Annotated in this window: 8 protein-coding genes and 1 tRNA gene; 7 read left to right on the forward strand and 2 right to left on the reverse strand. The window is 53.0% G+C overall.

Translation table 11 applies throughout. From position 1 onward, the window contains the following. Positions 1-23: 23 nt before the first annotated feature. A complete protein-coding gene (locus tag EZJ44_RS06365; RefSeq protein ID WP_131281428.1) occupies positions 24-3,749 on the reverse strand; it encodes a multifunctional oxoglutarate decarboxylase/oxoglutarate dehydrogenase thiamine pyrophosphate-binding subunit/dihydrolipoyllysine-residue succinyltransferase subunit in 3,726 nt (1,241 codons plus the stop codon). Positions 3,750-4,118: 369 nt separating this feature from the next. Here EZJ44_RS06365 and EZJ44_RS08970 point away from each other — a divergent pair, with 369 nt between their 5' ends. The 3 genes from EZJ44_RS08970 to EZJ44_RS06380 all read left to right on the forward strand — a co-directional run bounded on the left by EZJ44_RS08970 (position 4,119) and on the right by EZJ44_RS06380 (position 7,243). Then, on the forward strand, positions 4,119-5,372 hold the full coding sequence (locus tag EZJ44_RS08970; protein ID WP_131281430.1) for a M23 family metallopeptidase: 1,254 nt from the start codon (positions 4,119-4,121) through the stop codon (positions 5,370-5,372). A gap of 98 nt (positions 5,373-5,470) precedes the next feature. After that, positions 5,471-6,283: a glycerophosphodiester phosphodiesterase family protein gene (locus tag EZJ44_RS06375; protein ID WP_131281432.1), complete on the forward strand. Its 813-nt coding sequence runs from the start codon at positions 5,471-5,473 to the stop codon at positions 6,281-6,283. A 21-nt stretch (positions 6,284-6,304) separates the two neighbouring features. After that, positions 6,305-7,243 (forward strand): D-2-hydroxyacid dehydrogenase, encoded by a 939-nt coding sequence (locus EZJ44_RS06380; RefSeq protein ID WP_131281434.1) that lies wholly within the window; start codon positions 6,305-6,307, stop codon positions 7,241-7,243. Positions 7,244-7,668: 425 nt separating this feature from the next. Here EZJ44_RS06380 and EZJ44_RS06385 read toward each other — a convergent pair. After that, positions 7,669-7,741 (reverse strand) — tRNA-Arg (locus EZJ44_RS06385). Positions 7,742-7,901: 160 nt separating this feature from the next. Between EZJ44_RS06385 and argS the strand changes: the two genes are divergently transcribed. From argS to thrC, 4 genes are read left to right on the forward strand one after another with little or no spacing between them, the layout of a single operon-like run. After that, positions 7,902-9,575, forward strand: a complete 1,674-nt coding sequence (gene argS / locus EZJ44_RS06390; protein ID WP_131281436.1) for an arginine--tRNA ligase — start codon at positions 7,902-7,904, stop codon at positions 9,573-9,575. A gap of 40 nt (positions 9,576-9,615) precedes the next feature. After that, positions 9,616-10,989, forward strand: coding sequence for a diaminopimelate decarboxylase (gene lysA, locus EZJ44_RS06395; protein ID WP_131281437.1), 1,374 nt, complete (start codon positions 9,616-9,618; stop codon positions 10,987-10,989). A 23-nt stretch (positions 10,990-11,012) separates the two neighbouring features. After that, positions 11,013-12,353, forward strand: a complete 1,341-nt coding sequence (locus tag EZJ44_RS06400) for a homoserine dehydrogenase (RefSeq protein ID WP_131281439.1) — start codon at positions 11,013-11,015, stop codon at positions 12,351-12,353. After that, complete coding sequence (gene thrC, locus EZJ44_RS06405) at positions 12,353-13,453, forward strand: threonine synthase (RefSeq protein ID WP_131281441.1); 1,101 nt, start codon at positions 12,353-12,355, stop codon at positions 13,451-13,453. Before EZJ44_RS06400 ends, thrC begins: the two co-directional genes overlap by 1 nt. Positions 13,454-13,469 lie beyond the last annotated feature (16 nt).

Here is a 13,469-nt window from a genome sequence, read left to right on the forward strand (position 1 = left end):
TTTTATCGCTTAGCCTGTTATTTCTACCGATCAAAGGCCTGTGCCAAAATCTGAGCGTTTTGGGCTTTGTGGATTGCGCCAAGGCCAGTCGATGGTGCAGCAGCATGGGGTCGCGATACGCGGCGCACAGCTACATCCATCTGGGAGAACATCTCAAGCGCCAAATGTGGCCACGGACCTTGGTTCGCTGGTTCGTCTTGAACCCACACAACCTCAGCACCAGGATACTTACTAAGCTCCTGAGTCAGTTCTTCAACCGGATTTGGATAGAGCTGCTCAAGTCGCACAATCACAGTGCGCTGATCGCCACGCTTGGAACGCTCGTCGAGCAAATCATAATAGATACGACCAGAGCACAGCAGCACGCGATCAACGTCTTTGATCGCCGTATCCTGTTCACCGATCACTGGCAAGAAACTACCGTGAGTAAACTCGGCAACATCCGAGGTAACGCCTTTACGGCGCAGAAGTTGCTTGGGGGAGAACACGATGAGTGGTTTGCGTGGGCGAGCAAAGGCTTGCCGCCGCAGCAAATGGAAGTGATTTGCCGGCGTCGACGGTTGTACCACGAGCATGTTGTTCTCCGCGCACAACTGCAAGTAGCGTTCGATTCGCGCCGATGAGTGGTCCGGTCCTTGGCCTTCGTAGCCGTGCGGGAGCAGCATGACCAGCGAACTCTTCTGATTCCATTTCTGCTCAGCTGAACAGATAAATTCGTCGATCACCGTTTGCGCACCATTGGCGAAATCGCCGAACTGTGCTTCCCACAGCACCAGCGCATCAGGGCGCTCCACCGAGTAGCCATATTCAAATGCCAGCACCGAGTACTCAGATAGTGATGAGTCATAAATCGCAAATTCTGCCTGGTCGTCGGTGAGGCCTTCCAGCGGCGTCCACTCTGCGCCGGACTTGTAACAGTGCGCAACAGCATGGCGCTGTACGAAGGTACCACGGCGAGAATCCTGCCCCGAGATACGCACGGGAACGCCGTCGATCAGAAGCGAACCGAAGGCGATCAGCTCGCCAAATCCCCAGTCGATTCCGCCTTCACGTGCCATCTTATTGCGGCGGTCGAAGAGCTGTTCGATCTTGCGGTGCAGTGTGAAGCCTTCGGGCGGAGTGGTATGAGCGTCGCCGATACGGGCGAGGACAGCCGAGGAAATCGCCGTCTCCCATCCCACCAGTGTGGAATCTTCCTCTGCGCCAGGATTTGGCAGACCAAGAATCTCCGAGGCTGACTTTCCAGCTTCCTTTGCAGCATTTTCTGCCTCGCGCACCTCGGCGAAAGCGCGGTCGAGCTTCTCTTGGAAGTCTCGTTCCACTGCTTCGAGCTGTTCTGTAGACAAAACACCACGTCCTAACAGTGCTTCGGTGTAAAGCTGACGAGTGCTGCGTTTCGAATCTACGAGCGAGTACATGATGGGCTGCGTCATTGATGGATCATCGCCCTCGTTGTGTCCGCGCTTGCGGTAACACGTGATGTCCAGCAGTACGTCCTTCTTAAATTCTTCGCGGTATTCGTAGGCCATGCGTGCCATGCGTACCACTGCTTCAGGATCGTCGCCGTTCACGTGGAAAATTGGTAGCTGCAAGCCTTTCGTAATATCGGTTGCGTAGCGTGAAGAACGTGCCGACGACGGCGCCGTCGTAAACCCGATCTGGTTGTTGACGATCACATGGATTGTGCCGCCCGTTCGATATGCAGGTAGCTGCGAGTAGTTCAGCACTTCGGTAACCACGCCTTGGCCAGCGAAAGCAGAGTCGCCATGAATAAGGATAGGCAACACGGGGTATTCGTCTCCCATGTTCATTCGATCTAGTTTGGCTCGCACAACACCTTCGAGCACGCCGTCGGCCGCTTCCAAATGCGATGGGTTCGCAGCAAGATAAACACCCACTGTATCGCCTTCGGGCGAGGTGTACATACCCTCGGTGCCAAGATGATACTTAACGTCTCCAGAGCCTTGTACACTCTGTGGATCAACGATTCCATCAAATTCGGTGAAAATTTGTTTGTAGGATTTACCAGCAATATTAGTGAGTACATTGAGACGTCCACGGTGTGCCATCGCAATAGCAACTTCGGAAAGGCCGTCTTCAGCCGCGCCGTGCAAAATAGCATCAAGCGCAGGAATAAGAGATTCTCCGCCTTCGAGCGAGAAACGCTTTTGCCCCACATATTTGGTCTGCAAGAAGGTTTCAAATGCTTCGGCCTCGTTGAGCTTTTTAAGGATTTGCAAGCGAGTAGCGCCCGACGTCGGATCGGCAGGCCGTTCAAGTCGCTTTTGGAACCATTTGCGCTGGGCTGGATCTTGAATGTGCATGTATTCGATTCCAACAGTGCGGCAATAGGCTTCACGCAATTGGTCGAGGATTTCACGCAGAGTCAGATGCGAAGTTCCTGCGAATCCGCCGGTCGGGAATGATCGATCAAGATCCCAGAGCGTAAGTCCGTAAGACTGCAACTCAAGGTCTGGATGACGGCGGATATGGAACGATAGTGGGTCGGTATCTGCAATGAGGTGTCCACGAGAACGATAGGCGTGGATAAGCTCAGCGATGCGCGCCGGCTTACCGAGTTCGCGTTCGGCGTCGTATTCTACGTCCTTCTCCCAGATGAATGGGCGATAAGGAATACGTAGCGACATGTACACGCGATCGTAGAAGTCGTCCAGACCGAGCAACTTTTGCTCCATGAGTCGCAAGAATCTACCCGAGGTAGCGCCTTGAATCACGCGGTGATCGTATGTTGAGGTGAGATGAACAACCTTCGAAACTCCCAAGCGAGCCAGGGCTTCTTCCGCAGTTCCTTGGAACTCTGGCGGGTAAGTCATGGAGCCCACGCCCACGATCAAGCCTTGGCCGTTCATGAGCCGTGGAATGGAGTGAACTGTTCCCAAACCGCCTGGGTTGGTGAGCGATACCGTTGTGCCTTGGTAATCATCGAGAGTTAGTTTGTTATTGCGCCCGCGTTCTACGAGGTCTTCGTAGGCATTAAAGAACTGGGAGAAAGTTAGAGTTTCAGCTGCTTTAATATTCGGTACGACGAGCGTGCGCGAACCATCCGGTTTTGCCACATCAATGGCGATTCCAAGATTGACGTGAGCTGGCTTAACCAAGGTGGGTTTTCCGCCGTCGGACACCTGGTATGAGTAGTTCATTTCAGGCATTTCCGCCAGTGCCTCAACCATCGCGTAGGCAATCAGATGCGTAAACGACACCTTGCCGCCGCGAGTGTTGGCGAGGTACTTGTTGATAACCGTGCGGTTATCAAACATGATTCGAGCAGGTAGACCACGCACAGACGTAGCCGTTGGAATGTTGAGTGAGGCATCCATATTTTTGGCAAGACCGCGATCGGCACCTTTAAGTAAAACGAATTCGTCGTTCGCTCCAGTGGTGTTAGGCGACGTCGGGCGCACGTCGTACGACTTGACGTAAGGCGTGAGTGCTGGCTGAGCTGCGGATCGGGGCTGTGGGGGCAAATCGGAGCGCGTAACGTTCGTCGATGGGGTTGTTTCGCGGTCTGCTTCTTGCAAGCTGTGGTGGTGTTCCTTACTTTGATCGTCGCGATCATCAGGAGAATCGGGGGAGCTGGTGGCGTCTTGTGGTGGGCGACCGGCCGATTCCCAGCGTCTGAACATGTCTAACCACTGCGGGCCAACGTTTGATCTGTCTTTGAGATAGGCAGCGTAGAGCTCTTCGATAAATCCTTGGTTCGGTCCGAATTCTTCACTACTTTGTGACATCTGTTTCCGCCCTCAATCTTTTTGGGATGATCCTTTGTTTCTATCTTAGTGACTTTAGTCCCGTTGAGCGGAATTGTGTGTGAATATTTCGCTAAATTGCTCCAAATTTCGTGGAGAAATTATTGATTCGTCAAGAAAGCGTATAGACACGTCAAAAGCTTGGTGATGATCGTGTGAAGATTGAGTAGTGGGTGGTGTGTTTGTGATTGGTGGCAATCACCCTGCTTAGGTTTGTGTTTTGATTCACTGGTCCAAAATATATTTTCTATAGCGCGTTTGTTATCAAACCGTTATGATCGAGTATGGATCTAAACAGCAACGTTTGACTTCGTGTTGTTTCGCTCGAAATCTCACCATAAGGAGTACGCCTTGACGACAAACGTCAACACTCAACGCACGCTTCCTTCGCGCCGTGAACAGCGTCTAGCTGCTCAACGTGGCGAAGAAGTGAACGCTTCGCGTACTTCGGTTTCCATTGCGGAAAACGACACCGCCGTTGTAACGCAGCGTAGGAGCCGTCGTCGTGAGGTTATTAGTGACGACGAACGCGCACGTCGTCTCGAAGAAATGTTGCGTCGCACCCGCGCAGAGGATGGCGAACAAACTCAAGCTAAACACTACCTTGCTGAGGGTGAGAAGCCGCCGGTGCTCGCAATTGAGGAATCGCAGGCATTTGTTGAAGCGGCGAAGAATGATGTCGAACACACAGTGAATTTCGAGGTGACGGGCGGCGTAGAACAACTCACCGAAGCACTGCCGATTCTCAAGGGGAGTGCACTGGGTCGATTGCGCGAGCGCATCGCCTTTAACAATAAATTTGACCGCTCCGATATTGTGCAGGCATGGGATCGCATTCGGGTAGCAGGTAAATCGCCCGTTGTTGCAGGAACTGGAATTCTTTCTGCAGTGGCTCTTGTTTCGACTGGTGTGCTTCAAATTCAAGATGCGATGGGGGCACAACCGAGTGCTTCGCAAAAATCTTTGCTCAGCTCGGTGAATGCTTCTAGTACGTTCAGCACTCCGAAGACGCTTATCGCTAATGAAGGTGCTGCCGACGGCGCTCGCTTGAAGGCCGCGGAAGAAGCAGCTCATTCTGCTCAGGCACAATGTTTGCCACAAACCGGAGCGAACTCGTTGGTAGGCTCGTTTGTTGCAGAAAACGATGAAGTGTTCATGCCGATGAAGGAAGGAACGTATCGAGTTTCTTCGACCTTCGGCTATCGCACTGATCCATTTGGTTTAGGTGCAAAGTTGCATGAAGGGCAAGATTTCTCGGCGCCAGACGGCACGCCGTTCTTCGCAGTGGCCGATGGTACTGTGCTCCACGCAGGCGAAGGGCTTGACGGTGCAGCCTCAAATATGATCGTTGTGCAGCACAATGTGAACGGCAAGAAGTTTACGTCCTGGTATTTGCACATGTGGTCAGACGGCATTCTCGTCAAAGCTGGCGATACTGTTAAAGCGGGTCAAAAAATTGGATTGGTAGGTTCGCAGGGGCGTTCCACGGGTCCGCATCTCCACTTTGAGATTCATCCAGACGAAGGCTTGCGTACCACGGCGATTGAGCCCATGGGATTCATGATGAAGATGGGTGCGCGCGATCTTGGCGAGCGCTGTAACTAGTAAGTTGTAATTAGTAACCAGCAAAATTTACGGTCAGTTGCCCTGCACATCACGCGATATTTCGATAATCTGAACTCGGTATCGAAAGGAATTGGCTCGTGGTAACTCAACAAACTCAGCGCATGTGGCAGTACGGTAAGAAACCTATTGTTATTGCGCATCGTGGCGGGGGTAATGAGGCTCCAGAGAATTCGCTCAGTGCCTTTGCAAACATGGATTCGAAGAATTTTCGCTATATCGAAACGGATTCGCATGCCACGTCGGACGGCGTCGTCATCCTCATGCACGACGCGAACCTCGCGCGCACCACGAATACCGCGGGAAAGATTTCGTCTTTTACGTGGTCACAGATTCTCGATGTGGCTGATGAATCTGGAAATCATCCGGTGCGACTTGAGGACGCTCTCAAAGGCTTTCCGCACCTCATCTATAATATTGATGCCAAGGATCAGCATGTGGTGCGCCCGCTAATTAAAGTGCTCAAACGTTGCGACGCGCTTGATCGGGTGTCACTTTCCTCATTTAACGAGACTCGCCTCAAGTATTTGCGTAGGAAGCTACCGGGGGTACGCACCTCGCTTGGCAGAGGAGCAATTGCGTGGTTGGTGATTTCAGCTCTGCTCCCGCAAGGTTTAGGGTGGCGTTTAGCTCGGGCGGTGCCGGGTGTGAAGCACGGTGTGGAGGCGATCCAAGTTCCGATAATTCACCGGGGGATTCCGGTCCTCACGCCGCGACTAATCGATCTGTGTCACGCACGCCAGCAGGCAGTGCATGTGTGGACCATCAACGATCCGCAGGCAATGAGAACTTTGGTGCGGCTCGGAGTAGACGCGATTATTACCGATGAGCCGAGCCTGGCTCAAGAAGTTATTGACGATGAATGGAATGTGCTCGAGAGCCTCCATCACTGATTCTTCAGAAAGGACATTTCGATGTATCCAACGAAACTGCTGGTAACTGATGAATACTTTGCGGATTATTTCGCTGCGGAGGTTGGGCATGTTCAAGACCTCGAGGTGCGCTACGTTCCTAACGACGAGTTAAGCGACGACGACGTGCAATGGGCCGACTCCTGGCTCGGCTTCCGTTTTCCATTGCGTCCAAATGAGACGGCGATCCGTTGGTTCCACTCTGCCACTGACGGGATCGAACACATGCACCCATATTATGACGATTTGCGCGAAACGGGCGCTGTGCTAACGAATACGGTGGCTTCAATGCCGCACCGAATGGCGGAATACGTTGTAGCAGGAGTGCTAGGCTACGTGCGAGAATTTCCCCAGTATCAGGAGTTACAACATGGTGGTGAGTGGAAGCGTTTGGGTAACGGCACTGCTCAGCACATGAATATGGTGGTTATTGGAACTGGGCATATTGGAAGTGTTATTGCCAAACTGATGCGCCCATTTGTAGCGCGAGTTGATGGGCTTTCGCGTTCCGGCAGCGCTCGCGAGGAGTTCGACACGGTGCGCCCACTTAGCGATCCTGGTGAACTGCTGCGCGAGGCCAATATTGTGGTTACCGTTTTGCCGCATACGGACGCTTCGGTCAATATTGTGGGCGAGAATGTATTCTCGCAGCTCCAAGATGCTATTTTCGTAAACGTGGGCCGCGGTTCTACTGTAGACGACGATGCCTTGCGCACAGCGTTAGACGGCGGGCAGGTGCGTCACGCGATTCTCGACGTCTTCCCAGAAGAACCTTTGCAAAATGGTGACTGGCATTGGGATCACCCACAGGTAACGGTGACTCCGCATATTTCGGGACTCACACGCCGCGACGATATTGTGGTCGATTTTTTGGCGAATTTGCAGGCGCTGCGGGCTGGAACGAAGCCTCCAAATTTGATCAACTTAGATGGCTGGTATTAGGACACTCGTCGAATAATATCTGCGCAGCCTATTTCTATTTTGAAAAATTGCTTAGTTTTTCAAAATATAGCAGAAAAATGTGAACTCTATTTTGAAAAAAGTGCCATTTTTTGAAAATAGAAGCAGTGTTTTGGGGGTCTATTTCGAAAAATTGCTTAATTTTTCAAAATAGCCTAAGTGTGAAGCATGAGTGTGAAGTAGTTGTGATGCAGATACTTGCCCTAACTTAGACGATTTCTTATGTATCGGCGTGATATAGCGCGATGAACAAGCCACCGCCTAAGTTAGGGCACGGTGTATTGGGAACGGCGTACCGTGGGCTCATTGATACCGCACCCAACACCGTAAGCTCAGCGCACCCGCTGCCAACGTATGCTAAAGGCCGGCTTTACATTGTAAATCTACAGTGTAAAGCCGGCCTGCTGTGCCCCGAACAGGATTCGAACCTGCGACCTTTCGCTCCGGAGGCGAACGCTCTATCCCCTGAGCTATCGGGGCAACGATAAAAGAGTATAGCAGTACAACATTTCAATCTACGAATTATTGAGGTGTGAATTATTGGCTAGCTAGTGGCAAAGAATGCACTTGGCGCAAGAGAATGGCTAAGTTCACCGCCCCAGAAATAGGGAACAAGTAGATATCTAGCTACAATTAACACATGACACCAGAGGAACTTTCAGCATTTATCCGCACGTCGCTTCTTGAAGCGATTTCTGAGAATCTTATTGATCTTAGCGAAGAAGATATCCCGGTCGAGATCAAGGTTGAACGCCCTCGATCTCGCGAGCACGGCGACTGGGCAACCAATATTGCCATGCAGCTTGCGAAAAAGGCAGGCACGAATCCACGTGCTTTTGCAGGTATTTTGACTGAAAAGCTGAATGCGAACCCAGATATCACCAAGACGGATATTGCTGGTCCTGGCTTTATAAACATCACCTTGAATGCGGCAGCAGCCGGCGAATTGGCACGTACGATTCTCACCGCTGGTGAATCTTATGGTCGCAACCAGAGCGCCGAAGGTACGCATGTGAATCTGGAGTTTGTATCGGCCAATCCAACTGGTCCTATCCACGTGGGCGGCGCCCGCTGGGCTGCTGTAGGCGATTCTTTGGCTCGCATCCTCGAAGCAACGGGTGTGAATGTTACGCGCGAATACTACTTCAACGATCACGGTGCGCAGATTGACCGTTTCTCAAAGTCCTTGCTTGCCCGTGCTCGTGGTCAAGAAGCTCCAGAGGATGGCTACGGTGGTCAGTACATCGAAGATATAGCCAACGAAGTTCTTGGTGCACACCCTGAGGTCACTTTGGCCGAACTTGACGACGCCGCAGCTCAAGAGTTTTTCCGCGAATACGGCGTGAACCTCATGTTCGCCGAAATCAAAAAAGAGCTTGAAGCTTTCCGTGTCCACTTTGATGTGTTCTTCCACGAAGATACGCTGCACAAATCAGGTGCTGTGGATCGCGCTATTGAAACCTTGCGTAGCAAGGGAGTTATTTTCGAGCAAGACGGCGCAACCTGGGTTCGTACCACCGATTTTGGTGACGATAAGGATCGCGTGATTATTAAGTCCGACGGCGATGCGGCTTACTTCGCGGGCGACATCGCCTACTACCTGGACAAGCGTAATCGTGGTGCTGATCAGGTTATTCTCATGCTCGGCGCCGATCACCACGGATACATTGGTCGAATTTATGCCATGACCCGCGCTTTTGGCGATACTGCTGGAAAGGGCGAAAACCACGAGATTCTCATCGGACAGCTCGTCAATTTGGTGCGCGACGGCGAACCGGTGCGTATGTCGAAACGTGCGGGCACGATCGTCGTCCTGGCAGATTTGGTGGAAGCAGCAGGGGTTGACGCCGCGCGCTACTCGCTCGTACGCGCAGCGATGGACACTACCCTCGAAATCGATCTGGCTTTGATTTCCTCTCATACCAATGAAAATCCGGTGTACTACGTGCAGTATGCTCATGCCCGCACAAAGTCGGTTGACCGCAATGCGGCAGAACACGGCGTTACGCGCGATAATTTCGATCCGAGCTTGCTCGATTCTGAGGCGGATAACGAACTTTTGGCAACGCTCGCGAAGTATCCAGAGATCGTGTCACAAGCCGCCCAGCTGCGCGAACCTCATCGGATTGCTCGCTATGTGGAAGACTTAGCCGGCGCATATCACGCTTGGTATGGTAAGTCGAGAGTCACACCACGTGCTGATGAAGAGGTAACTCCGGTGCATCAGGCGCGTTTGTGGCTTAACGACGCTACTGGTCAAGTTTTGGCCAATGGACTTGGTCTTTTGGGAGTGAGTGCTCCAGATAAGATGTAGTGCTTGACCGAGCTCCGCAAGGAATTCCGAAAGGATAAATATGAATATGGAACAGCTTGAAGCGCCAGTCCCAGATGGAGCACCTCACGGAGTTTGGTCAATAAATACAGAGCGTTTGCCTTCGGGTGAATTATGCGTCGCTGGTGTGCCAGTGGGGCAGATCGCGCAGGAGTTTCCCACCCCACGTTTCGTGCTCGACGCGAATGACGCGCGCTCGCGGGCACGTGCATGGAAAGAGGCGATGGATCAGGCCTTTGCTGATTTGGCCGGCGCGCACGTCTATTACGCTGGAAAAGCCTTTCTTTCCAAGGCCTTTGCTCGGTGGATGTACGAAGAAGGCCTCCATATCGACACGGCTTCTGAAGGCGAGCTAGTTACTGCATTAGCCGGCGGAGTGCCAGGTAGTGCGTGTGGTCTGCACGGAAATAACAAATCTCGAGCCGAAATTGAACGAGCTTTGCGCGAAGGCGTAGCCCATATTGTGGTCGATTCGCTCGCCGAGCTTGAATTTGTCAATGTTGTTGCGCAGGAAAACAACGCCGTCGCTCCAATCTATCTGCGGCTAACTACCGGCGTTCACGCTGGCGGGCACGAGTTTATTGCCACGGCGCACGAGGATCAGAAATTTGGTCTTTCGGTGACGACGGGCGTGGCGCGGCAAGCGATGGCACGTGCACACGAACTAGAGAACGTGCAGCTCATCGGTTTGCATTCGCATATTGGATCACAAATCTCGGCAACCGAGGGATTCGCACAGGCGGCGCAAGTTATTTTTGAAGAGCGAGTCTGGGCACATGAGCAGGGGATCGCCATCAATGAGATCGATCTCGGCGGTGGCTATGGCATCCGTTATACGGCAGCCGACGATATCGCTCCCAGCCCGCGCGAGTTTGCGCGGATTCTTGCGCAGGTAGTGCGCGAGCACGTGGAGAAGACCGGTCTACCGGCACCGCTGGTTTCTATCGAGCCGGGCCGTTCGATCGTCGCTCCAGCGATGTTTACGCTGTACACGGTGGGTACAGTCAAAGATGTTGCCATTGATTCTGGCGTGCGTACCTATGTTTCGGTAGACGGCGGAATGTCCGATAATATTCGTCCCGCCCTGTACGAAGCCGATTACACTGCGGCTCTGGCTGCTCGAAATTCACAAGCCCCTACCCAGCGCTGCCGCGTGGTAGGAAAGCACTGCGAATCTGGAGATATCGTGGTGCGAAATGTAGCCTTGCCGTCCGATATTCATGCTGGTGATTTGCTTGCTGTGCCCGCAACGGGGGCCTATGGGCGGGCGATGGCGTCTAATTACAATATGTTGCCACGGCCAGGTGTGGTAGCAGTTGAAGACGGCGTACTCACCGAGCTTATTCGCAGCGAGAGTATTGATGACCTTCTCGCTCTCGATCAAGACCAGCAATAACGTACAGAGTAGTGGTGGAACTAGTGGAAAACGCAGAAAAAACGGTCAAGATCGCGCTATTGGGTTGCGGTACGGTTGGCACTCAAGTGGCGCGGTTACTCAATGAGCAATCCGCACTTCTCGCAGCCCGCGCCGGGGCGAAGCTCGAGCTCATCGGGATTGCAGTCAATAATTTAGATGCGCAACGCGACCCTTCGATTGACCGCACCTTGCTCACGGACGATCCTTATTCGCTCATCTCGAAAGCGGATATCGTTATTGAACTAATCGGCGGAATCGAACCCGCTCGCACTCTCGTACGTGCAGCGCTCAGTAGTGGAGCGAGCGTCGTCACCGGAAATAAAGCGCTACTGGCCACACACGGCCCTGAGCTTTATGACCTCGCTACCCAAAGCGACGTCGATCTTTATTACGAAGCTGCCGTGGCAGGAGCCGTGCCCGTTGTATACGGTTTGCGCGAGTCCTTGGCGGGCGACCAGGTCAATACCGTCATGGGCATAATGAACGGCACCACGAACTTCATTCTCGATGCAATGACGACGCAGGGTATGGATTTCGATTCGGCGCTTAAACTTGCGCAGGATCTCGGTTTCGCTGAGGCCGATCCTTCGGCTGACGTGGATGGTTACGACGCCGGAGCCAAAATTGCGATTCTGGCTTCCCTTGCGTTCCACACCCGTGTGAGCTTGGATGATGTGAAAGTCGACGGTATTCGTGCGATTAGTTCTGACGATATCGCCTCGGCGGATGCTGCCGGGTACGTGATAAAGCTGATTGCGCGGGCGCATCGCCACAGTGATGAGGGCGGCGAGACAGGTATCGAGATGTCGGTGAGCCCAACTCTCGTGGCCAAGGATCATCCGCTTGCCTCGGTGCATGGTTCCTTTAACGCGGTGCTAATTGAAGCAAAATCTGCCGATCAACTCATGTTTTACGGGCGGGGTGCTGGCGGTGCGCCAACCGCATCGGCGGTGCTTTCGGATGTGGTAGCTGCTGCAGCGAAACGAGTGATAGGTGGGCACGCTCCGCGCGAAGTCATTTATGGAAATTTGCCAGTTCTTCCAGCTGCTGAGTTCAGCTCGCGGTACTACATCAAATTGGAAGTTGCAGATGCAGTTGGCGTATTGGCTGGTCTCACTCAGCGTTTTGCGGCAGCGGGAGTGTCTATTTCCTCGGTGATCCAAAATAGGGCAGACGGAAGATCTGAGTCGGCTCGATCCGAAACGCATTCGGCGCAAAACGCTCAGATCACAATAATTACCCACGTTGTGCGGCAAGCAGCTATCGATCATGTGATTGAAGAACTGAAAGAATCGGCCGATGTAATCGGTGTAACAAGCATCTTGAAGGTGGAGGAAAACTGATGGCACATCAATGGCGAGGACTCATTAACGAATACCGCGAGCGCCTGCCGTTCGCAAAGAACGACCCCGTCGTCACCCTCCTCGAGGGAGGAACGCCGCTCGTTTACGCCCAGGCCTTGAGCGATCTGGTTTCTGCCGAAGTGTTCGTAAAGGTTGAAGGAGCGAATCCTACTGGATCGTTCAAAGACCGTGGTATGACCACTGCAATCTCTCATGTTTTGCAAAGCGACACCAAGATTGTGGCCTGTGCGTCTACCGGCAATACCTCGGCTTCTGCTGCCGCCTATGCGGTGGCGGCGGGTTTGGAATGTGCGGTTATCCTTCCTGCTGGCAAAATCGCTGCTGGTAAATTGGCGCAGGCGATTGTGCACGGTGCGAAGCTAGTAGCTGTGGATGGAAATTTTGACGATTGTCTCAATATTGTGCGCGAGCTGACCCAGAATTATCCGGTGGCGCTCGTTAACTCAGTAAATCCCTATCGCTTGCAGGGGCAAAAGACGGCCGCTTTTGAAATCGTGGACGCGCTCGGCGACGCACCAGATATCCATGTGTTGCCAGTAGGCAATGCAGGCAATATTTCCGCATATTGGATGGGATATAACGAGTATGCAGGCAAATTAACGGCGGCTTCAATTGAGGAGTCGGCACTTTCGCTCGATCCGGTAGCTACGAAAGTTCCGCAGATGTGGGGAATCCAGGCATGGGGTGCGGCACCATTTGTGCTGGGGCATCCAGTGGCACAGCCTGAGACGATTGCGACGGCGATTCGGATTGGCAATCCTGCTTCTTGGGATTACGCCCAAGCAGCGAAAACGGATTCGCACGGTTGGATTGATCGAGTTACTGACGACGAAATCTTGCACGCGCAGTCTGTATTGGCTGCACAGGTGGGAATTTTCGTAGAACCAGCGTCGGCAGCATCGGTGGCTGGTCTTATTAAGGCAGCTCAGGCAGGGAAAGTTCCAAAAGGCGCGCGCATTGTGTGTACGGTGACTGGAAATGGTTTGAAAGATACCGCTACCGCGCTTGGAAATGCCGAGCTCACGTTCGAACCGATTGAGCCTCACGTACAAGCTGCCGTGAGTGCTCTAGAATTGTGAGTGCTCCGACGTCGTC

This window comes from Arcanobacterium bovis (assembly GCF_004331995.1).
GTDB classification, from domain to species: domain Bacteria; phylum Actinomycetota; class Actinomycetes; order Actinomycetales; family Actinomycetaceae; genus Arcanobacterium_A; species Arcanobacterium_A bovis.

What these genes read in the sequence shown, in the direction of transcription:
- EZJ44_RS06380 (WP_131281434.1), top strand. Translation starts at nt 6,305, where the DNA reads ATGTATCCAACGAAACTGCTGGTAACTGATGAATACTTTGCGGATTAT.
- thrC (WP_131281441.1), top strand. Translation starts at nt 12,353, where the DNA reads ATGGCACATCAATGGCGAGGACTCATTAACGAATACCGCGAGCGCCTG.
- lysA (WP_131281437.1), top strand. Translation starts at nt 9,616, where the DNA reads ATGAATATGGAACAGCTTGAAGCGCCAGTCCCAGATGGAGCACCTCAC.
- EZJ44_RS06365 (WP_131281428.1), bottom strand. Translation starts at nt 3,749, where the DNA reads ATGTCACAAAGTAGTGAAGAATTCGGACCGAACCAAGGATTTATCGAA.
- argS (WP_131281436.1), top strand. Translation starts at nt 7,902, where the DNA reads ATGACACCAGAGGAACTTTCAGCATTTATCCGCACGTCGCTTCTTGAA.